Origin of the sequence: Pediococcus acidilactici (genome assembly GCA_024970065.1) — a bacterium.
GTDB lineage: Bacteria > Bacillota > Bacilli > Lactobacillales > Lactobacillaceae > Pediococcus > Pediococcus acidilactici_A.
Genome location: CP103908.1, coordinates 852,896 through 872,424, shown reverse-complemented (window position 1 = coordinate 872,424; position 19,529 = coordinate 852,896). Strand labels below are relative to the sequence as shown.

Here is a 19,529-nt window from a genome sequence, read left to right as displayed (position 1 = left end):
ATACACCTCCGAATGTAAGTTAATTCATTACTAAGTACTTGTCATAGGTTTTACTAATATCCCGTAATCCTAATTCAAAAGAAGCTAGCAAGACTTGCGCCTTCTGCTCGGCTTCTCGATCCTTACTTTCGGGGACATTAACTGATAAAAATCCACCGTTATCATCATCTGAATCAACCAGTGGCATTACCGAGGCGATTTGTTCGATACTATTCACGGTATTAATAGCCAGGACAGAAACTGCGGCACAAACAATGTCCTTGCCGTATTCCCCAGCATCCGCGTGACCAGTCAGCTTAAAACCACTAATGCGGTCGGCTTCCCGATAAATCCATGCTTGTATCATCACTCTTCACCTTTCCAACTGACTAAGCGTTGATTGAATCAATCTTAACCTTTGTATATGGTTGACGATGACCCTTCTTAGTGTGTTGACCCTTCTTAGCCTTGTATTTGAAAGTAGTAATCTTCTTTTGCTTGCCTTGTTTTTCAACAGTACCAGCAACTGAAGCACCTTCAACGACTGGAGAACCAATCTTTGTTGATTCACCACCAACAAAAAGTACTTGATCAAATGTTACTTTTTCGCCTTCAGCAGCGTTTAGCTTCTCAACGTATACAGATTGACCTTCTTCAACCTTGAGTTGCTTGCCACCAGTTTTAATAATTGCGTACACAACGTGCACCTCCTTATTCATCTCAGACTCGCCAAAGTAAGTGCTATGCTTCAAAACTCACTCTGTGCGGTTGTAGCGTGGAGACCACACCAACATTAGTACTATACTTGATAATCGTTAATTAGTCAACGTTAAACCACAAAAAAATCGGTTAGCTTTAAATCGGTAGTCTTGACGCTTTCTTTACTATCAAGGACTTGTTTAGCTGCGTTTGCCATGTAGTGCGGCGTATACATCATTCCATTTTCCAACCAAACTTTGATCATTCCAACAATGCCGTTTACGTAAAAAGAACTCAACACCTCAAAAGGAAACCCTCCTAAATCAAGGTCATTTCCATAATAATTAGCGAATTTTTCAAATTCTTCCATTAAACGTTTCTTGAGTGTTTGGTTAAAACTAGGGAGCCGGTCATTACCCATCACCACTGTGTAAGCTTGATAATTTTCAGCAACGTGATTAAAAATTTCGGTTAGCGAAAGCACACTTGCTTGGTGAGCATTTTCATGCTTCGCTTCCTCTACGTAGTCAGCAGAGTCTTTTAAGGATGGTTTTAATAATTCTTGAATTAAACTTTCCATAGTAAACTCAAGAAATTCTTTTTTATCTGAAAAATGAGAGTAAAAAGCGCCCCGCGTGACCCCAGCTTCGTCACTTATTTGACGTACGTTAATATCCCCCACTTCGTAGGTCTTCAACAACATCACAAAAGCCTTTTCCAGTTTATTTATTGTCTTAATAATTCTTGGATCATTTTTCATTTTTAAGCACCTCATAGAGTTCGCAAATTTTAGTTATTCGAAAATTTGTATCGCCCTTAATATTCTACACCATACATTAATAGCGAACTTTTATCATCTACATGTTCATGATAGCTTACCAAACCCAACAAATGAACCGCCAACAGTCCACTTTCCGTCTCCTTTTTTTCGCTTATTTTAAAAAAAGTGGCATAGTTGTTGAACATGCTCCACCAAAGCGGTGTCAAGTTAAGTTAACATTATAAACCTAACGATAAATAATGCTAATCAGAAGCTTTTTATGAAAAATGATGGATAGCTACCGGAAAAGGAAGCCCCAATTGGTATACACCCTTAAACACTCTGTAACGTTATATTTCAAGCTCATAATATTCACCTTTACGTTTATTAAGCTCCCCTTTGCTAAACGAAATAAAAATGGATCCAGGAGAAAGTTATCTCCTAAATCCATTTGGTTAAACCGTATATATTGAATTTACTCGTTACCGCCAATTTGATATAATTTGCGGTCAGCTTGCGTATCTTTTAACATTTGCTTATAAATTTTATCTTGCTCGTCCGGGTGCTTAGTGACCCCGTGCGGTAATAATTTAATTGCTTTTAGCATGTTACTCCGAATCCGGCCACTTAAATCGTCGTCAAATCCCCGTTGGTGATCGTAAGCATTTTTAACGATGCCCTTCACACCCGTAGGATCGCTACCCAATAGCTGTTTAAATTGGGCGCGATCTTGTTTATTAAGGTGGCGTTGCCCCTTTTCAATTAGGGTGTTCAAAGTTTTGATCACCTTTTGCTCCGATTCCGGGTTTTCAGAGTTGAATTTTTTCAAACCCTTTATCGAATCTTCAATCATTGCCTTATCTGCCGAGATTTGTTTATATTTTTCGGGTGTAACCACTACCGTCCCATAAACCTTGTTATGTGTACAAGCGCCTAAAACGACCGTCACCATAATTAATGACAATAAAATTGCAAAAAATTTTTTCATCATCCGTCACCCTCTAATGATTTCTTTTACCTAATGATAACGGATATTTAACTTTTATTAAAGTGATTTGCGCCCTTAACTGATTTTTAAATAAAAAAACGATCGCTAAAAATAGCGACCGTTTCTTTTAGTACGGTATGATTCGGGTGAGACTTGAACTCACGACCGTCCGCTTAGAAGGCGGATGCTCTATCCAGCTGAGCTACCGAACCGTACTTTACTATTATATTTAAAAAATTCGGACCTGTCAATAAAGTTTCGTGGCCAGTAGCCCCATATTGTTAGTAATTAAAAGGCCTGAAGATTCATTCCAATCTCCCGGCCTTTAACCATTACTTATCACTTGTCTCAAAAACATCCCAGTAGTTATCTGGCGGAGTGTCTTTAGAACTTAGCTTCCAGTGCGCAGACCCCTTATGAGTAGATTCAGGATGCTCTTTCAAACATTCGAAGCGGCGATGCTTTTCATCTTCAATGATGAAAACACGTCGGAACTCATCTTTCTTACTGACGATGGTGGCATTTTCGTGCTTAAAACCATAAATATCAGTATACGTCATTACATACATCGCTTCCTTAATAAACGCAAAATTCGCTAAAAGTTTCTCAGCCTTACATCACCATTATTCCACAAATACCGGCTTTAGTAAAACATCTTGCTTTTTAGTATTAGCTTTCCCTAATTTTGTTACAGCAAACGGCTAATAACTAATAGTTGTTTTCTTGACGCTGATAATTAACTTGATTCTTTGCGAAGAAGCTTTTTTCCAATTCTTCTGGTGTAAACCCTAAACCTTGAATACCAAACTTTATAAATAAATGCCAAGCGTGCTGAAAGTCGGTCCCCCGGTTATATGAATAGGTTGAAAATAACATTTTCTTAATATTCAAATACATCAAGGACAAGTCTAAATCCCGCTGGTCATTTTGATAAGAAGCCAGCTGTTCATCACTAATTACAATCAAGTGGTTCCACTGATTTAAGTTGGCCATCAACAAAAAGAAATCAATGGCGTCCACAAACTCGTTCAAGACCGTTTGGTGAACGGACAGGTCACCGTCCCGTTTTCCACGATGGGTTTTCCAAACTTTAAACCACTCCGCAGCATTAGCAATTTCGGCTAACTCCACGTCCAAGGAAATGTATGCTTCCTGAATGCGATCCGCCAAGCTATTTTGTAAATTATGCTTAATCCGAATGTCACGGTCGAGGTTAACCGAAGCTTGTAACATCTTTGCCCAATCCATTTATTAATCACCTTAAAGTATCATTTTTAATTTCAAATCATCAATATTATTAACGTACCAATCATTGAGGAAGGCATAGTCTTTCAAAACGTCAAATAAAGAATACCGTTCCTCTTGATCTTGGACCCGCATAGCCCACTGGTGGTTAGCAGCGTCCATTTCAAAAATTGTCAACATCACGTTTGATTTCAAGCGTAAGAACGCCCCTAAAAACTCATCCGCATTGTAAAGAATGTAGTGATTCTGCGCAGCAGCAACAAATAGTTCATCAAGAATACTGCTATCCAAACCGGTTCCTTCAAAAACGTAAGTCTTTTCATTTCGTGCGTCAAACATGTTAAAGTCAACTTGGAAATGATAATTTTTTTCAAGCAATTGCCCAAATTTAATGAAGGAAGCCACCTGTTTTTTCAGCGAAGTTTTTGGATCCGTGCCTTCACTTAAAAAGTACAAATTGTTAATAGTTGCGGTGTCAAAACTCATGGTTTGCTTTTCTAAATCTAACCTAAAAATAACTTGGTGGCTAGTCTGTTCTACGTATGCTAAGTGGGCACCGTTCTTTTCAAACCGGAAAATTTGGTCGCTATTCGGCCACTGATGATGCATGACTGGATGCCCATCCGTTTCCACCATCGCTGTCCGAAATTCGTTAGTTAATCCGTTTAGTTCAAGCAATCGGGACATAAAAATTAAATAGTAGTCACTCGCCGCAAACTTTTTCGGAAAAACTACCGCAGCCGTATCCACTTCAAAAGTAGCCAACTGCCGAGTTGCGTCCAATAATTCGATAGGATCAGCGGTGGTAGTCAATTCGTGCATTAATTCCGCGTAGCGTTGGCCCTTCTTGAGTCCTTCATTTAATTCGTCTTGAACTTTTAACATGGTATCGTTAAATTTGTTAGCGCCTTGATTGTTAGTTGTCTGGTTCGTTGTTTGCTTATCCATTAGACTTTACCTGCCCTTCGTCTAATAGATCCATAAGGTAGTTATGGTAAAGGTTTTGCGTTAGTTCGTGAAATTCCTTAAAACTCGTAAAGCTCTTCTTTAAGGCTGCCGTCTCCAATCCCAACATAGTATCTTCTTTCGACAATGCCAAAATTTGCTTTTGTTGTTCTCGAATTTTACTTGGTGCTTGGTTAGCCGTTTGGATCTCTTCTTCGACCTTCGCCAACTCTTCCTTAAGTTGTTGACGTTCTTCTTTTACCTTAGCCGACTCAAACAAGCCGCCTTTTTCGGCTAAATCACTTTGTTGTTGCATTAATTCTTCTTTTTTCTTCTCTAAATCAGCTTGGCCATCAATTAATTTTTGTAGCCTTACATTTTCAGCGGAGAGTTCGGCAATTCGATCGCCGTTTAAGGTTTCTCCAGTTTCTTCAGCTTGCAAAGCTTTTTCCAACTGGCTTAATTTGGCTTCGTCTAACGCTAGTTCAATATTCAAAGAATCCAACGTACCGATTTGACGACGATCCCACCAATTTCCGAAGAAGACAATAAATTGTCCCTTCTCTACCTCACGATAGTAGAAAAACGGAAACTTTTGAATTAAATAGTCAATTAAGTTATCGCTTAAATAATGGGCGAGCTCCGCACGTTGATCCTTAACCAGCTCAAACGGGTGCTCCCCATACTTTAATTCGAAGCTTTGATCAATTTCTTCTTGGTAACGTACCGGCTCTAAGAGTTGGTAAACCTGTAAATCATCATGATGGTCAATGGCTTCCGCCAAATCATTTATGTATTGATCCTTTACCCTTAGTTGGGAAATTAAAATCTCCCCACTAGATTGCCCGTGGTTCTTACGTTCATCTGCCATGATATCCGCTCCATTCTCTATTTCTGTCTTAATGTTACAAAAAAATTTCAAATAAATAAAGCGTTTCGCCACCAAATTTAGACAAACTTCAAAAATAAACTTTAAAACCGTTCCACCCTTAAAAAGACGACCTAACTAAAATAAGGCCTCGGATTTATTCTTTAATCCGAAACCTTATTTCATCCTCCTCACTAACTACGGAAGTGCTCATTATTTTTTAAAACATTTCTAAATACTGATCCCGTTCCCATTGGGTAACTTCTTGACGATACGAAGCCCACTCTAACTTTTTAGCTTCTAAGAAGCTTTGGAAGATGTGGTCCCCAAGTGCTTTTTTCATTACGCCATCCTTTTCAAATTCCTTAAGCGCGTTATGCAATGTGGAAGGTAAATCTTGAATGTGTTCTTCATGACGTTCTTGAACGTTCATCCGGTAGATGTTGCGGTCAACCGAATCATCTGGTTCAATCTGGTTGCGAATCCCGTCTAGTCCCGCTTCCAGAACCGCCGCAATCGCCAAATAAGGGTTGGCTGACGGATCAACGCTCCGCACTTCAAAACGTGTTGATAGTCCCTTGCTAGATGGGACCCGAATAAGTGGTGAGCGGTTAGAACCAGACCAAGCTACGTAAACTGGTGCTTCATAGCCAGGTACTAGGCGTTTATAAGAATTAACGATTGGGTTGCAAACCGCCGTATAACTCCGAGCGTGTTTCAGCAATCCTCCCAAGAACCAGTAGGCCTTTTGAGAAAGTTGTAACTCGCCTTTTTCATCATAAAAGGCGTTACCCTCCTTGTTGAAAAGGGACATGTTTAAGTGCATTCCCGAACCGTTGATCCCATCGAGTGGTTTAGGCATAAAAGTTGCGTGTAAATTATACTTCCGTGCAACCGTCTTAACGACTAACTTGAAGGTTTGGATGTTATCAGCTGCCGTTAGTGCATCCGCATATTTGAAATCAATTTCGTGCTGGCCCGGAGCAACCTCGTGATGGGACGCTTCCACGTCAAAGCCCATATTTTCAAGTTCTAAAACGATGTCACGCCGACAATTTTCTCCTAAGTCGACGGGTGCCAAATCAAAGTAGCTTCCCTGATCGTTAAGGTGGGTCGTTGGCTTACCATTTTCATCCAGCTTCAAGAGGAAGAATTCTGGTTCTGGTCCAATATTAAAATCGGTGAACCCTTCGTCTTTCATTTCTTGCAACACACGGATCAAGTTGTTCCGTGGATCCCCAGCAAAAGGCTTCCGGTCGCTGGTATATACTTCACAAATCACCCGCGCGACTTTACCGTGTTCACTTCCCCAAGGAAAGACCATCCACGTAGACAAGTCCGGATAAAGATACATATCACTTTCTTCGATCCGAACAAAACCGTCAATTGAAGACCCGTCAAACATTAACTTGTTTTCTAACAATTTATCTAATTGACTAATTGGCACTTCAACATTTTTGATTACCCCGAAAAGATCCGTAAACATTAAGCGTAAAAATTGGACGTTATTGTCCTTTGCCATTTGCCGAATATCTGCTGGTGTATAATTTTTCTTTGCCATAATTCTATGTCCGCCCCACTTATATTTTTATTAAATTCGTTTAATTGGAAAAGTTGGGCCATCATCGTCGGTTAATCGGCCAGTTTGTAACAACTCGTCGCGCAAAATCTTCCGCATTTGACTGTCTGAAAGAGAACGTTTACGCGCTTCTGCTTGTTGAGCAAACTGCCGTTGCACCTCGGCAATGGTTAAACCGTCTGCTAAGTAATCCTTAATTTCTAGCAAGCGATCCACGTCGTTCAACGAAAATAAGCGTCGATTTCCTTCACTACGTTCCGGAAAAACCAATTGGTGTTGCTCGTAATATCGGATTTGCCGCGCAGTTAGCGACGTTAACTTCATAACTGTACCAATTGGTAAAACCGCCAGTGAACGACGGAGCTCTTTTTCACTCATACCAATAACTCCTTTAATATTGAACTTATTCTACCAATCGCAAAACCGCCCGTCAAGAATCATGTCAGGTTTTCTAACATCAACTGAAAAAAGTTGCTTCCACGGCCTTTGCAATCGCCACTTTTACGTGTGCGTACGTTAACCCACCTTGGAGATATAAAGTGTAGGGCGCACGTAGCGGACCGTCTGCGGAAAATTCAATGCTAGCCCCTTGGACAAAAGTACCGGCTGCCATAATCACCTTATCTTCGTAACCAGCCATTACGGAAGGTTCTGGATCAACATAGGAGTCAATTGGTGAATTCTTTTGAATTTGTTTAGCAAATTTAACCATTGGCTTCGGATCACCAAAATTAATGGTTTGAATTAAGTCCGTTCGCGCATCATCCCATTTTGGATCGACTTCGAGGCCACACTTTTCAAGAAGTGCACTTTCAAAAATAGCTCCCTTAATAGCTGCTCCAGTAACCGACGGTGCCATGAAAAAGCCTTGGAACATTCGCCGTAAATTTTCTAAGGTCGCGCCCTCTTCTTTTCCTGAGCCAACGTTAGTAAGGCGGCTAGCAATTTTTTCAATCAAGTCACCTCGTCCAACCACGTAACCACCAGTTTGGACAATGCCTCCCCCGGCGTTTTTAATCAAGGAACCGACCATCACGTCAACTCCGACTTCCGTGGGCTCGATGGTTTCAGAAAATTCTCCGTAGCAGTTATCTACAAAGATGGTGACGTCTGGTGCGACCTGTCGCACTTGTTTAACCATCTCTTCAATTTCCGTGACCGTAAAACTAGCCCGGCTATCGTACCCGCGCGACCGCTGAATGGCTACCACCTTAACGTCTGAAGTCAATTTCGACCGCATTCCTTCAAAATCAACTTTTCCATCGGCTAACAATGGCACGTAGTCAAACCCAATTTGAAAATCCTTCAACGATCCACGTCCAGCTTCACCAGTAATGCCAATTACTTCTTGGATAGTATCGTAAGGCATACCGGTTAAGTAGAGCAATTTATCGTTAGGTCGAAGCATCCCAAAAAATGCCGTACTAATGGTGTGGGTTCCAGAAACAAATTGGGGCCGCACTAGGGCATCCTCAGTTTTAAAAACGTCTGCGTAAACCCGATCCAAGGCGTCTCGGCCCATGTCGTTGTAACCATAACCCGTCGCGCCGTTCAAGTTTTCTTCGGCAATCCGTTCTTTTTGAAAGGCTTCTAACACCTTTTGCTGGTTATAAGTCACCTGATCGTCAATTTCCGCTAACTTAGGCTGAATTTGTTGTTCAACCTCGGTAATTAATTGTTGCACTTCCGGTTTAAACGAATCCTTCCAATTTTTCATTTTGCTAACCACTCCTCAATTCTTTGATTAATTACTTGCTTTTCTGCGGGGGTTTGAATAATGTCAAACCAATTCACGTCCATTTGGTTTCGAAACCACGTTAGCTGTCGTTTAGCGTAATGACGGGAATCTTTTTGGATTTGAGCTACCGTGGCGGCGTATGATTGTTCACCCGCAAAGTACGCTGGCCACTCCCGATAGCCAATTCCTTTCGTTGCCTGAACCACTCCCGGTTGTTTGAACAGCCACCGCGCTTCATCTTCCAACCCTTGAGCTAACATTAATTTCACTCGCTGATTAATGCGTTCGTACAACTTACTTCGTTCCGTATTCAAGCCGATTAATAACGCATCGTAGACCGGGTCACTCTGCGCCTTTGGTTGCGCAGAAAATTTTTGACCCGTAGTTTGGAAAACTTCTAAAGCCCTGATTACTCGCCGACGGTTATTTAAGTCGATTTCTGCATAACTTTCCGGGTCAACTTCTTGCAAACGTTGACGCAATTCTTCGTCGCTTTTTTGATTTAGTGTCGTTCGGACCGCCTCAATTTTTTGACGATCTTCGTTAGTGGTTCCCAGTTGTAAATCATTTAATAGCGCTTGTAGGTAGAAGCCGGTCCCCCCGACGATGATTGGCAACTTTTTTCTATCACTAATTTCTTTTATAAGGCTTGCCGCCGCTTCCTTAAAATCAGCAGCTGAAAAACGCTCCTGTACCTTTCGAACGTTAATTAGGTGATGGGGCACTCCTTGCATTTCTGCAGGAGAAATTTTCGCCGTCCCAACGTCAAGTCGTTGATAGACTTGCATCGAATCTCCCGAGATAATTTCGCCATTCCAGCGTTTAGCCATCTCAATGGATAAACTCGTCTTTCCGACTGCCGTGGGACCGACAATTGCTAAAACTTTTTGCATCTTACCCTCCTTGAATAGTTGCCCGAACTTGTAACGCCCGGGTAGGATAATCTGTAATCACTCCTAAAAAACCCTTTTGAAAGCAAAATCGTAGATCACTTTCTACGTTAATTGTCCATGGGCGTAAACGGCGCTTTCCTAAAATTAACCGATGTCCCCGTACCCAAGCCATGCTAGGATGCCAGTTCTGGATCACTTTACGATGAGTTAGTTTTCGGGCAGCTTTCGCGTTAAATTTAAACAAACTCGCCATCTCTACGTCTGGTTGCAACGTGTGCATGGTCACCAACGTCTGCGGATTAAAACTAGAATAAACCAATTGGAATGGGTAATCTTTATCTTTAAAGAAGCTAAATACCTTTTGTTCGATTCCCGGATACTTAAATTTATCAGTTTTTAATTCCAAGTTAAAAATTCCGGTGTACCGTTCCGCAACTAGCAATTCGACAACTTCTTGCAAAGTGGGAATTTTTTCGTCTTGGAACCGGCCACTAAAGGAGCCTCCCGCATTTAACTGTTTTAGTTCAGCTAACGTTTGGTCAAATACTCGCCCCGTCCCGTTAGTAGTCCGATCAACAGTTTCATCGTGGATGATTACCATTTCACCATCTTTTGATAAGTGAACGTCCGTTTCAATTCCGTCGGCGCCTTCTTCAATTGCTTTTTTGAAAGCCGCTAACGTATTTTCAGGTCGAACGCCCTTACTGCCCCGGTGGGCGATTACTTGAGTTAACATAACATTCTCCTAGATCTATTTCTGGTATTTTTCGTCAATTCAGCGCATAATTAAGGTAATTTAAATAAGGAGCTGAATTACATGGGTAAATTTGTTAAGGGATTCCTTTTTGGATCCGTATCAACTCTTGGTGCCATTGCGGGTGCAGTATACACCTTCCATAAGGTAGTTGTAGAGCCCGTTGAAGAAATCGAAAACCGCGCTGAAGAAAATCGGCGGCGCGCAGAACGTAAACGGCACGCAGCGCAAAACGGTTAATTCGTTTTAAAACAATACTAACTTCTAATTGGCACTAGTATACAAAAAGAGATTGGGTTAATTCCATTTTAACCCAATCTCTTTTTAATATTTAGCCTTTTTAGTTTTTCCATCCCAACGTTGGTAACCATATTTCAAAATATATAGTTTTTTAAAACCGCGCTTAGATAAGAGCATGGCTGCTCGGCCACTAAAGGTTCGGCCTTGGTCGTATAAATAAACTGGTAAATCAGGGCGTAACTCTTGCGTCCGACTTTTCATTTGGGAATAAGGAATGTTGCGCGCACCTAAAATGTGTCCGGCATCGAATTCTTTCTTTTCACGCACGTCAATTACTTGAGCTTTGCGCATTCCCGCCCGAAAAGCTTCATTATCCAATTGGGTTGCAATCTTGCTCCGCTTCCAATACATATATAGTTGGTAAAGTAAGTAGGCAATGATTAAGATAATGATTACGGTATTGATCCAAAATCCACTTGAGTTACTTGCTGCTGCAGCTACCATGTTTTATTCATCTCCAAAATTTCTATATATTATGCAAATACCCGCGCTAATGATGCCGCGCCGATAACTCCCGCGTCGTTACCCAAACGAGCAAGTTTCAATTGGGTAGAAGAACGAACGGTAGAGAACGCAAATTTTTCAAAGTTGTCGCGAACCCGGTCTAACAAGAATTCGCCGGCTGCGGAAACGCCCCCGCCAATTACAATGCTTTCAGGGTTAAGGGTGTTTGCTAAGTTACCAAGTGCTAAACCTAGCATGTAGCAAACGCGGTCAACAACGCGCAATGCTAAAACGTCGCCTTCTTTTGCCAAATCAAATACTAGCTTAGAAGTGATGTCTTGACCGTCATCAGTTTGACGCTTCAATTCGGAGTCACCAGAAAATTCTTCAGCCATATCACGAGCTACGTGAACTACCCCAGTTGCACTTGCGTATTGTTCTAAACAACCGCGTTTGCCACAGGTACATAGGTATCCTTCAGGATCAACCGTTACGTGACCGATTTCTCCAGCAGCGCCGGCTTTACCGTGCAATAGTTGACCGCCGGCAATCAAGCCGCCGCCGATTCCAGTACCTAAAGTAACGAAAGCAACGTCGTCACCATTTTCTCCGGCACCCTTCCAGCGTTCACCTAAGCCCGCTACGTTAGCATCGTTATCAATTGCAAACTTGATGCCCGTACCCTTTTCAATTTCTGCCTTTACGTTTTGGGTTTCTTTCCAGTTTAAGTTAAATGCTCCAATTACCGTTCCCCGTTGGCGATCAACGGTTCCGGGAGTACCCATCCCGATTCCAATAAATTGATCTTTGTTCATCTTGTAAAGATCAATGTGGTGATTAATGGATTCAATAATGTCCGGGACAATGTGAGACCCTTCGTCGAGGACGTTGGTTTCCACGCTCCATTTTTGTTGGATCTCACCATCCTCAGTTAAAATAGCAAACTTGATTGTTGTTCCACCAAGGTCAACCCCAATTAATTTCCGTTCCATTAGTCTAAAAAACCTCCATTTTTTTGCTTATGATCTCTAACTTCTTCAATATGGTGCTCGTGCCGTAAAACTAATTGAGCCTTTGCAAAAGTCGGCTGGTCAATTACCCCCGCTTTATACAAATTTTTCAGTTCAATGCTCATCAATTCAATATCCCACTTGCGTTTACCAACGTAAACAAAGACACCAAATTGCTTTAAAAGTTGTTGCACATCATAAAGTGTTTTCATAATACCATCTCAACTAATTTACCAAATTATCGCTATAATGTAAACGCTAATTTCACAAATACTACCAATAAAATCCCTAAAAGGACCCCGCTACCAAGTCTTTTTTGAAGGGGGACCTTACCCAAATTAGGGAAACTAAACCCGTATCCTAATAGAAAGCCAGCGACTAGCCCTCCCAGGTGGGCGAAAATATCAATATTTGTGCCAAACATTCCGCTAACGATTCCTAACGCACTAAAGATTAGCATTTGCCGCCCCATCCCAGTTAAAAACGGGTAGTTGCGGTACTGTTCGGCCATCATTATCCAAACGCCAATAATGCCAAAAATCGCCCCACTAGCCCCTGCTGAAATGCTATTCGGCGCAGCAAACGCCAGACTAACCACGTTAGCAAAAATTCCCGAAAGTAAATAAATCAATAGGAACCGCCCGTGTCCGATCACCTGTTCTAGCAAGCGACCAATAAAGTAAAGGGTAATCATGTTGAATAACAAATGCTCAAACCCGATGTGGACAAACATGGAAGTAAACAAGCTTGCCCATCCGGTGCCGTTTCTAATCAGTTCTGGCACCATGGCTCCGTGGGTTACTAAGACTGAAAGGTTAGTCGACCCGCCAGCGAGGGTTAACCACAGGTAAACTAATACGTTTAACGCAACTAAGGTAATCGTTACAAAAGGCCCGGCAAAAAAATTTTTTAAATTGATTTTTGTTCTGTCCATTCTACTTATCTTATCCGTTCGTTTTATATTGAACTCCCCGTTCGGTAATAATTTGATCCATCGCAACGTCAAATTCGTCCACCGGCCAGCGAGCAGCAGGATAAACTTGCTGATTAAATGCTAACACAATTTTATGTGCTTGCGGGGCCCGTTTTAAATAACGATCGTAGTATCCACCACCAAATCCTAAACGAGAGCCTGTACTTTGCTCGTATGCCAGTCCCGGTACCACGATTACGTCAAGCTCAGTTGGTGTAATTGGAGTTCCACCCACGGGCTCTAAGATGCCAAATGCTTGGGGCTCCAATTGTGTTTGGGAAGTTAACGGTATAAACTCCATTCGGCGATTTTCAAAAGTTTTGGGGACCAATACCGTGGTTCCTCGTTTCCGAAGCTTTTGAATAATGGGCGCCGTATCTAATTCAAAATTTTGGCTTAGGGTAATTGCAATGTTTTTTGCCTTATTAACCGCGGGTTGCTGGAAAAAGTATTCGCTAATTTGCCCTTCTAATGCAGTTTTAGAGCGCGGCGACAAGTCTTGCAGCTGCTTGATTTGTCGTTGTCGAAATTGCTTTTTATCCAAAGGCCTCTTCCTCCTAACGGTGCGAACTTGCAATAAAAAAGACCAGCAACCTCCACTTTGGGGGCCCCTAGCCTTAATTATTATTTAGTTTCTTTGTGTAATGTAACCTTGCGTTCACGTGGGCAATACTTGTTTAATTCCAAACGATCTGGATTGTTACGCTTGTTCTTTGATGACAAGTATTGACGGTTATGGCATTCAGTACATTCTAAAGTAATGTGTACACGCATTGGAATGACCTCCATTAATTATATATATTTGAATTCTAAAATCCACTAGCATTATACATGCTACCACGATTTACATATTTTTTCCATAATGAATTCGATAAATTACCCATTTAAGTTTTGGGCAGCTGATTCTTTAGTCGCTTTTGTTGGATTTTCTAAGGAAGACTTCGATTGCACGTCTTTCCAATAAGCCTCGTAAATCTTCTTAGCAGCGTTCATATTGTCAGCTTCACTAGTAGTACTTAAGCCCGGCAATGCCAACGCCACCACGACTTGGGGATCGTTAGACGGTGCAAATGACGCTAAGGATAGCGTAACCGTTGATTTACCATTGGTAGTGGTCTGCGCCGTACCAGTTTTAGCCGAGATTCCTGGTGAAATGCTTGCTAATGGTCCCCCGGTTTTATATTTATTGGTACCGTGCACTACCTTATATAGTCCGTCCGTAACCATTTTCTTTTCTTCCTTACTCATGTCGATGTAATTCAGCACTTGCGGCGTGGTGGTGCTTTGAACTGCTCCTAACTTACCGTTTGAGCGGCTGCTCCGGATTTGTTCAACTACGTGAGGAGCGATTCGATAACCGCCATTAGCAATTGTCGACATGTATTGTGCAACCTGGATTGTGGTGTAAGCGTCATAGTTCCCAAACGAGAGGTCTAGGGCTTTACCGATGTCTGCTGCACTTGAAGGTCCCTTATAGCCGGCTGATTCTCCTGGAATATCGATTCCAGTCTTTACACCTAAACCAAACTGTTCAAAATACCCACGCATCTTATTAAATACTGCGGGATCCATTCCAGCTAGTCCTGCACCTTCTTTGTACTTGAAGCCCCCCTCCTTCATGGCTAACTGCATCATGTAGGAGTTGGAAGAAACTTCAAGTGCGGTCGACACGTCAACTGGCATGTTCGCACTTCCGGTACTGTTAAACCAGGAACTCTTTGAACCAGTCCCGGCTAGTTTGATTGGCTTATCAATCAACGTATTGTCTTTAGGAGTAATTACGCCGTCCATCAAAGCTCCCGAGACCATCGCTCCTTTGACCACCGATCCCATTACGATTGGTTCATTAATGGTCCCAAGCGCATTATCGGTAATTTTACCAGTCGACGGATCACGATCAACTCCGGCTAAGGCAATTACTGCCCCCGTTTTCGGGTTCATCACTACCGCGTAACCACCGGTCGATTCTCCACCCGCATTTTGGGAAGCTTCCTTCATAATTTTTTGTACTTCTTCTTGGAATTTAGAGTTGATCGATAAAACCAAGTTGTCACCCTTTTTTCCAGAGTACTTTTGTACCCGCTTTACCACCTGATTGCCTGAACTGACTTCCACCGCAGTTTGCGATTTGGTTCCCTTCAATACTGGCTCATAACGCTTTTCAAGGTAACTTTGCCCTACCCGGTCGTTTCGAGCGTAGCCTTCTGCTAAGAGGGTGTTAACTTCGTCACTAGGTAAACCTACCTTGGAACTGCTAACCGTGCCCGCAAACGACTTCACGTCATCCCCAGCAGGATAGCTCCGGGTCCAGCTAGTAGTAATTTTAACCCCCGGCATTTCAGACAAATGCTCCCCAATTTGGGACAGTTCCTCACTGGTCAAATCAGTTTCTTTGATATAAACCGTTGATAGCTGGTACGCCCCACTGATGGTTTTATAAATTCGTGCCGCATTTTCTTGCCGTGCCGAAAGTTGGACGTGGTCCTTTTTTACCGCCGCCACTTCTTTTTCCTGCAATTCCTTGCTAGAAAGTTTATCCCGGTTAGGAACCTTTTCTGCATATAGCTTACTGTTCTTGCTATCAGCCAAGAGATAGTTTGCCACATCCGTTGAAGTAAGGTCGTTCTTTTCTACCGTCAGGTACTTACTTAACTTGTTTGCGACGTTATACATGTCCTGTGGCAAAACGTTCATATTCTTGGTATAGGAAACCGCTTGGTGCGCTTTATTTCCAACCAAAACCTTACCCGTGGAATCGTAAATCATTCCCCGTTGCACGTTTTCAGTTTCCACCATGTTATCCGAACGGTTAACCTCGGCTTGCAGCTTTGAGCCGTATAAAATTTGCAAATAGCCTAATTGCCCAATCAGTAATAACAATAATGCAAAGACACCAAAAAAGATTAAATTTAACCGAAATGGTAATTCACTTTTTTGCCGCCGAAATTTTTTCTTCGGATTTTTCATGTCCACCTATTACTCCTTAGTTAAATCACTTCGTTTATTCTACCAGAAAATATGCCACTTCACTAACTGATTAGTAAAGTCTTAAAGATGTTTTATGCTATCCTAATACTATTAACAACTAGCTTGGGGGATCTTTATGCAAATCAATAATCGAAAACGCGATCTATTGCTTAGTAGCTGCATTCCAGCTCTAGTAATGCTCGCTTACTTTATTTATCGAGGGTTTTCTCCGTTTGGCAATTCAAGTTTGCTAACCGTTGATATGGGACAGCAATACGTTGCCTTTTATGAATATTTTCGCCAAACCATTCTGGGACATCCCGGACAATTATTCTACTCTTTTAGTAACGGACTCGGCAGTGATATGTTTGGCACTTGGGCGTACTATTTACTAAGTCCAACTAACCTAATACTGCTCTTCTTCAAAAAAGAAAGCATCACTACCGGAATTTTAATCGTTACCTTAGTTAAGTATGCTTTAGCCGGATTGACTGCAGCAATTTTCTTACGCCACCTTGCACAAAGCCTTGGCCAACAACCCAACCGGCTTAGTGTAGCGGGTTTTGCGACCTCTTATAGTCTAATGGCTTTTTCAATTGCTAACCAGCTCAACCTCTTTTGGCTTGATGCGCCGATTCTCTTACCGCTAATTATTATGGGAATTGATCAACTTCTAGATGACAACCGCCTTAAACTATTTGTCATCAGTATGACCGCCATGGTAATCATTAACTACTATTTTGCGTACATGATTGCCATTTTTACGGTAATGTACTTCTTGTGGCGCAGTCCCCGAATCACTTGGCACAAAGTGTGGGCCTTCGTAAGGGCCTGGCTAACCGTGGCCGTCTTTTCAGCAATCACCTGGTTACCTACCCTCTGGGCGTTGCTCCATGGTAAAGCTAACTATGCTGAAAATAACCTGCAGTGGAAGTTAGAGTATAACCCACTTAAAATGGTGCTAAAACTATTTCCGGGTACCTTTAGCTTTAAGCAAATGTCCGACGGCTTGCCTAACATCTACGTGGGCATGGTAATTTTAATTGCGGTAATTGCCTACTTCTTTAATCGCCAAATCAAATTATCCCAACGATTAAGTGCTTTAGCAATCACCGCCTTCTTTGTGCTTTCATTTTGCTGGTCACCTTTAGACCTGCTTTGGCACGCAATGCAGTTCCCATGGTGGTACGCTTACCGCTTTAGCTTTATTTTCAGCTTTTGGATGATGTTACTTGCTTTTTGGGGAATGCTGTACCCGCTTCAAAACAAAATATTAACCCCACTAATTGCCAATTTACTGGGCCTGGGCCTCATCCTATTGGTTGGTATCCAGCTATTGCCCAAGTCACGAGACTTTTTATCCAACGACCAACTAGTTTTAGGTGGGATCCTTTTTATAGCCGCTTTACTACTATGGGTTGGCTTACAGAGCACTAATTTCAATCCGGCACTTCGCCCCATCTTATTAGGGCTGATGGTCTTAGACGTAGGAATCAACGCCGTTTGGTCTTTAAACCGAATTAGTTATGTTAGTCAAAGCGAATTTCAAACTTACAGCGTTGCGGCTCGTAAAGCCCTTCGCCAACTCCAAAAGGATCCTACTGAATTTCAACGAATTGGGTCCAATTATTTCCGGGCAAAAAATGACCCCATCCAGTTAGGGTTTAACAGTGGGGCTAGTTTTAATTCCAACTTAGAAACTAACTCCTTAGAAGCGATGGCAGATTTAGGGCAGCCCACTACTTCGGGAAACATTACCTATATGAATGGCACGTTGCTATCAGATGCCTTTTTGGACTTCCGTTCTTGGTCCCTCGTGGACGGCCAACCAAAGAAAAATCCGTTTTTGACCCGGAGCGTGCGACACGATATTTTGCAACGTTACGATTATTTTGACAAAACGCGGTACGCCAATAATTACCGCAATCCTTACGCCATCAATTTAGGAGCGATGACTTCCCAACCAATTAGCAATCAATTACCAGCTTATCGTCCATTGCAATACCAAAACGCAATCATGACGGCGTTGGGAGGTCAAAATAACGTTAACCTCTTTGATGACCTTACTAACACCGCTCAAATTTACTATTCCAACGTCAGTACCTCGGCTGACGTCCGAAATGCGGTGCTCAACAAGCAGAAACTAAATAAGGGAGCGTCGGTGACTTTCGAAGTAGTTCCTCAAACTGATGATCCGCTTTACATTACTGCTGGTAGTCAAATGAATTATCATAATGCCGACATCTTCGTCAATAACCAACGCATTACCGAAGACATTGACTATGACCATCCAATTGTTTTATCGGTCGCTGACCATAGCCGTGGCAAGCGGGTGCGCATTCAAATTGTATTAAAGAAATCTACCCTCTTGATGTCCGATTTTGGGATTTATCAACTTAACTTTGATAAGTTTAAACAGTTAGACCAGGCGGCACAAAAAAATGAATTTACCGACGTCAAAGCCCACGGCAACGTAGTAAACGGAAAATTGAAAGCAACTTCCCAACGGCCGTACATGTTCACTTCCATTCCATACAGTCCAGGATGGCACTTGAAAGTGGACGGTCACTCGGTTGCTACTCGTAAGGTCGCTAACCACTTCTTAGGAAGCGCACAAAAAATTTCGCAAGGTACCCACCGCTGGCAACTTACCTATTATCCACCTTTGCTAGGATGGGGCATTACCATCACCTTACTAGGTTGGTTAGGATTGTTAATCGACTACGCACGGCGAAGAATGCGACGTAGATAAAAAAGAGAACAGAATTCGCACGAATTCAATTCTCCTTTGTATTTATTTAACCAAATTAGTGGTCAACCATTAAAAAAGGACCCCAGTCTGAGAAATTCATCAGCTGGGGTCCTTTTATATACTCACTATGGTAGTGGTTTGATAATTATTCCGCACTCTTAACGGTTAAAATTTTAACCTTCATGTCGCCGCCTGGAGTTGTGATTGTAACTACGTCGCCAACCTTTTTGCCTAACAAGCCCTTAGCAATTGGCGAATCATTTGAGATTTTACCAGACATTGGATCTGCTTCAGCAGCACCAACGATGGTGTATTCTTCAGGTTCTTCATCAGGAAGTTCTTGGAATTCCACGACCCGACCAAGTGAAACTTCGTTGCTGTCAATCGCTTCGTCATCAATAATTTCAGCGTAGTGAAGCATGTGTTCAATTGTATTGATCCGGCTTTCCACCATGCTTTGTTCGTCCTTAGCTGATTCGTATTCTGAATTTTCAGATAAATCACCAAAGCTACGAGCAATCTTAATCCGTTCAATTACTTGTGGCCGAGTTTCCGTTTTTAACGTTTCTAACTCCTCTTCTAACTTTTGCTTACCATCCAAAGTCATTGGATATCTTTTTTCGTCTGCCATTCTT

General features: G+C 42.1%; 23 protein-coding genes, 1 tRNA gene and 1 other annotated feature. Of the genes, 2 read left to right on the top strand and 22 right to left on the bottom strand.

Going from position 1 to position 19,529, the window contains the following annotated elements; all coding sequences use genetic code 11:
* Nucleotides 1–19: 19 nt before the first annotated feature.
* From NYR25_04050 to NYR25_03985, 14 genes are all read right to left on the bottom strand, one after another.
* Nucleotides 20–346 carry a ribosomal-processing cysteine protease Prp gene (locus NYR25_04050; protein UWF34574.1) on the bottom strand — a complete coding sequence of 109 codons (327 nt, stop codon included), beginning with the start codon at nucleotides 344–346 and terminating at the stop codon, nucleotides 20–22.
* A 22-nt stretch (nucleotides 347–368) separates the two neighbouring features.
* Nucleotides 369–677, bottom strand: a complete 309-nt coding sequence (gene rplU, locus NYR25_04045) for a 50S ribosomal protein L21 (protein UWF34573.1) — start codon at nucleotides 675–677, stop codon at nucleotides 369–371.
* Nucleotides 678–691: 14 nt separating this feature from the next.
* Nucleotides 692–759 (bottom strand) — a sequence feature (ribosomal protein L21 leader region).
* A 49-nt stretch (nucleotides 760–808) separates the two neighbouring features.
* The gene (locus NYR25_04040) at nucleotides 809–1,438 is read right to left on the bottom strand and encodes a TetR/AcrR family transcriptional regulator (GenBank protein UWF34572.1); all 630 of its coding nucleotides are present in this window, start codon (nucleotides 1,436–1,438) and stop codon (nucleotides 809–811) included.
* Nucleotides 1,439–1,913: 475 nt separating this feature from the next.
* Nucleotides 1,914–2,429 carry a hypothetical protein gene (locus NYR25_04035; protein UWF34571.1) on the bottom strand — a complete coding sequence of 172 codons (516 nt, stop codon included), beginning with the start codon at nucleotides 2,427–2,429 and terminating at the stop codon, nucleotides 1,914–1,916.
* A gap of 135 nt (nucleotides 2,430–2,564) precedes the next feature.
* Nucleotides 2,565–2,638, bottom strand: a tRNA-Arg gene (locus NYR25_04030).
* Nucleotides 2,639–2,758: 120 nt separating this feature from the next.
* The gene (locus NYR25_04025; protein ID UWF34570.1) at nucleotides 2,759–2,986 is read right to left on the bottom strand and encodes a hypothetical protein; all 228 of its coding nucleotides are present in this window, start codon (nucleotides 2,984–2,986) and stop codon (nucleotides 2,759–2,761) included.
* A 148-nt stretch (nucleotides 2,987–3,134) separates the two neighbouring features.
* Nucleotides 3,135–3,674, bottom strand: a complete 540-nt coding sequence (locus NYR25_04020; protein ID UWF34569.1) for a dUTP diphosphatase — start codon at nucleotides 3,672–3,674, stop codon at nucleotides 3,135–3,137.
* A 12-nt stretch (nucleotides 3,675–3,686) separates the two neighbouring features.
* The gene (locus NYR25_04015) at nucleotides 3,687–4,619 is read right to left on the bottom strand and encodes a hypothetical protein (GenBank protein UWF34568.1); all 933 of its coding nucleotides are present in this window, start codon (nucleotides 4,617–4,619) and stop codon (nucleotides 3,687–3,689) included.
* Nucleotides 4,612–5,487, bottom strand: coding sequence for a hypothetical protein (locus NYR25_04010; protein UWF34567.1), 876 nt, complete (start codon nucleotides 5,485–5,487; stop codon nucleotides 4,612–4,614). Before NYR25_04010 ends, NYR25_04015 begins: the two co-directional genes overlap by 8 nt.
* Nucleotides 5,488–5,704: 217 nt before the next feature.
* The gene (gene glnA / locus NYR25_04005) at nucleotides 5,705–7,045 is read right to left on the bottom strand and encodes a type I glutamate--ammonia ligase (GenBank protein ID UWF34566.1); all 1,341 of its coding nucleotides are present in this window, start codon (nucleotides 7,043–7,045) and stop codon (nucleotides 5,705–5,707) included.
* Between the two features lie 30 nt (nucleotides 7,046–7,075).
* The gene (locus tag NYR25_04000) at nucleotides 7,076–7,441 is read right to left on the bottom strand and encodes a MerR family transcriptional regulator (protein UWF34565.1); all 366 of its coding nucleotides are present in this window, start codon (nucleotides 7,439–7,441) and stop codon (nucleotides 7,076–7,078) included.
* Nucleotides 7,442–7,520: 79 nt separating this feature from the next.
* The gene (locus NYR25_03995; protein UWF34564.1) at nucleotides 7,521–8,780 is read right to left on the bottom strand and encodes a methionine gamma-lyase family protein; all 1,260 of its coding nucleotides are present in this window, start codon (nucleotides 8,778–8,780) and stop codon (nucleotides 7,521–7,523) included.
* Complete coding sequence (gene miaA, locus NYR25_03990) at nucleotides 8,777–9,694, bottom strand: tRNA (adenosine(37)-N6)-dimethylallyltransferase MiaA (GenBank protein UWF34563.1); 918 nt, start codon at nucleotides 9,692–9,694, stop codon at nucleotides 8,777–8,779. Before miaA ends, NYR25_03995 begins: the two co-directional genes overlap by 4 nt.
* 1 nt (nucleotide 9,695) lies before the next feature.
* Nucleotides 9,696–10,430 (bottom strand): glycerophosphodiester phosphodiesterase, encoded by a 735-nt coding sequence (locus NYR25_03985; GenBank protein ID UWF34562.1) that lies wholly within the window; start codon nucleotides 10,428–10,430, stop codon nucleotides 9,696–9,698.
* Between the two features lie 81 nt (nucleotides 10,431–10,511).
* Between NYR25_03985 and NYR25_03980 the strand changes: the two genes are divergently transcribed.
* On the top strand, nucleotides 10,512–10,688 hold the full coding sequence (locus NYR25_03980) for a DUF3042 family protein (protein ID UWF34561.1): 177 nt from the start codon (nucleotides 10,512–10,514) through the stop codon (nucleotides 10,686–10,688).
* A gap of 84 nt (nucleotides 10,689–10,772) precedes the next feature.
* Here NYR25_03980 and NYR25_03975 read toward each other — a convergent pair whose 3' ends face one another.
* The 7 genes from NYR25_03975 to NYR25_03945 all read right to left on the bottom strand — a co-directional run bounded on the left by NYR25_03975 (nucleotide 10,773) and on the right by NYR25_03945 (nucleotide 16,142).
* The gene (locus NYR25_03975) at nucleotides 10,773–11,192 is read right to left on the bottom strand and encodes a rhodanese-like domain-containing protein (protein UWF34560.1); all 420 of its coding nucleotides are present in this window, start codon (nucleotides 11,190–11,192) and stop codon (nucleotides 10,773–10,775) included.
* A gap of 29 nt (nucleotides 11,193–11,221) precedes the next feature.
* Entirely contained in the window at nucleotides 11,222–12,184 is a 963-nt protein-coding gene (locus NYR25_03970) for an ROK family glucokinase (protein UWF34559.1), read from the bottom strand.
* A complete protein-coding gene (locus NYR25_03965) occupies nucleotides 12,184–12,414 on the bottom strand; it encodes a YqgQ family protein (GenBank protein ID UWF34558.1) in 231 nt (76 codons plus the stop codon). Before NYR25_03965 ends, NYR25_03970 begins: the two co-directional genes overlap by 1 nt.
* A 32-nt stretch (nucleotides 12,415–12,446) precedes the next feature.
* Entirely contained in the window at nucleotides 12,447–13,136 is a 690-nt protein-coding gene (locus NYR25_03960) for a rhomboid family intramembrane serine protease (GenBank protein ID UWF34557.1), read from the bottom strand.
* 10 nt (nucleotides 13,137–13,146) lie between these two features.
* Nucleotides 13,147–13,719 carry a 5-formyltetrahydrofolate cyclo-ligase gene (locus NYR25_03955; GenBank protein UWF34556.1) on the bottom strand — a complete coding sequence of 191 codons (573 nt, stop codon included), beginning with the start codon at nucleotides 13,717–13,719 and terminating at the stop codon, nucleotides 13,147–13,149.
* 80 nt (nucleotides 13,720–13,799) lie between these two features.
* Nucleotides 13,800–13,949, bottom strand: a complete 150-nt coding sequence (gene rpmG, locus NYR25_03950; protein UWF34555.1) for a 50S ribosomal protein L33 — start codon at nucleotides 13,947–13,949, stop codon at nucleotides 13,800–13,802.
* A 102-nt stretch (nucleotides 13,950–14,051) separates the two neighbouring features.
* Nucleotides 14,052–16,142, bottom strand: coding sequence for a penicillin-binding protein 2 (locus NYR25_03945; GenBank protein UWF34554.1), 2,091 nt, complete (start codon nucleotides 16,140–16,142; stop codon nucleotides 14,052–14,054).
* A 136-nt stretch (nucleotides 16,143–16,278) separates the two neighbouring features.
* Here NYR25_03945 and NYR25_03940 point away from each other — a divergent pair, with 136 nt between their 5' ends.
* Nucleotides 16,279–18,894 carry a YfhO family protein gene (locus NYR25_03940; GenBank protein UWF34553.1) on the top strand — a complete coding sequence of 872 codons (2,616 nt, stop codon included), beginning with the start codon at nucleotides 16,279–16,281 and terminating at the stop codon, nucleotides 18,892–18,894.
* Nucleotides 18,895–19,039: 145 nt separating this feature from the next.
* Here NYR25_03940 and greA read toward each other — a convergent pair whose 3' ends face one another.
* The gene (gene greA / locus NYR25_03935; GenBank protein ID UWF34552.1) at nucleotides 19,040–19,525 is read right to left on the bottom strand and encodes a transcription elongation factor GreA; all 486 of its coding nucleotides are present in this window, start codon (nucleotides 19,523–19,525) and stop codon (nucleotides 19,040–19,042) included.
* Nucleotides 19,526–19,529: the final 4 nt, after the last annotated feature.

Coding starts and splice junctions, on each gene's coding strand:
- miaA (UWF34563.1), bottom strand. CDS start 9,694: ATGCAAAAAGTTTTAGCAATTGTCGGTCCCACGGCAGTCGGAAAGACG.
- NYR25_04015 (UWF34568.1), bottom strand. CDS start 4,619: ATGGATAAGCAAACAACGAACCAGACAACTAACAATCAAGGCGCTAAC.
- NYR25_03965 (UWF34558.1), bottom strand. CDS start 12,414: ATGAAAACACTTTATGATGTGCAACAACTTTTAAAGCAATTTGGTGTC.
- greA (UWF34552.1), bottom strand. CDS start 19,525: ATGGCAGACGAAAAAAGATATCCAATGACTTTGGATGGTAAGCAAAAG.
- NYR25_04040 (UWF34572.1), bottom strand. CDS start 1,438: ATGAAAAATGATCCAAGAATTATTAAGACAATAAATAAACTGGAAAAG.
- NYR25_03975 (UWF34560.1), bottom strand. CDS start 11,192: ATGGTAGCTGCAGCAGCAAGTAACTCAAGTGGATTTTGGATCAATACC.
- NYR25_03970 (UWF34559.1), bottom strand. CDS start 12,184: ATGGAACGGAAATTAATTGGGGTTGACCTTGGTGGAACAACAATCAAG.
- NYR25_03940 (UWF34553.1), top strand. CDS start 16,279: ATGCAAATCAATAATCGAAAACGCGATCTATTGCTTAGTAGCTGCATT.
- NYR25_04020 (UWF34569.1), bottom strand. CDS start 3,674: ATGGATTGGGCAAAGATGTTACAAGCTTCGGTTAACCTCGACCGTGAC.
- NYR25_03945 (UWF34554.1), bottom strand. CDS start 16,142: ATGAAAAATCCGAAGAAAAAATTTCGGCGGCAAAAAAGTGAATTACCA.
- NYR25_03980 (UWF34561.1), top strand. CDS start 10,512: ATGGGTAAATTTGTTAAGGGATTCCTTTTTGGATCCGTATCAACTCTT.
- rpmG (UWF34555.1), bottom strand. CDS start 13,949: ATGCGTGTACACATTACTTTAGAATGTACTGAATGCCATAACCGTCAA.
- glnA (UWF34566.1), bottom strand. CDS start 7,045: ATGGCAAAGAAAAATTATACACCAGCAGATATTCGGCAAATGGCAAAG.
- NYR25_03985 (UWF34562.1), bottom strand. CDS start 10,430: ATGTTAACTCAAGTAATCGCCCACCGGGGCAGTAAGGGCGTTCGACCT.
- NYR25_03960 (UWF34557.1), bottom strand. CDS start 13,136: ATGGACAGAACAAAAATCAATTTAAAAAATTTTTTTGCCGGGCCTTTT.
- NYR25_03995 (UWF34564.1), bottom strand. CDS start 8,780: ATGAAAAATTGGAAGGATTCGTTTAAACCGGAAGTGCAACAATTAATT.
- NYR25_04050 (UWF34574.1), bottom strand. CDS start 346: ATGATACAAGCATGGATTTATCGGGAAGCCGACCGCATTAGTGGTTTT.
- NYR25_04035 (UWF34571.1), bottom strand. CDS start 2,429: ATGATGAAAAAATTTTTTGCAATTTTATTGTCATTAATTATGGTGACG.
- NYR25_04025 (UWF34570.1), bottom strand. CDS start 2,986: ATGACGTATACTGATATTTATGGTTTTAAGCACGAAAATGCCACCATC.
- NYR25_04000 (UWF34565.1), bottom strand. CDS start 7,441: ATGAGTGAAAAAGAGCTCCGTCGTTCACTGGCGGTTTTACCAATTGGT.
- NYR25_04010 (UWF34567.1), bottom strand. CDS start 5,487: ATGGCAGATGAACGTAAGAACCACGGGCAATCTAGTGGGGAGATTTTA.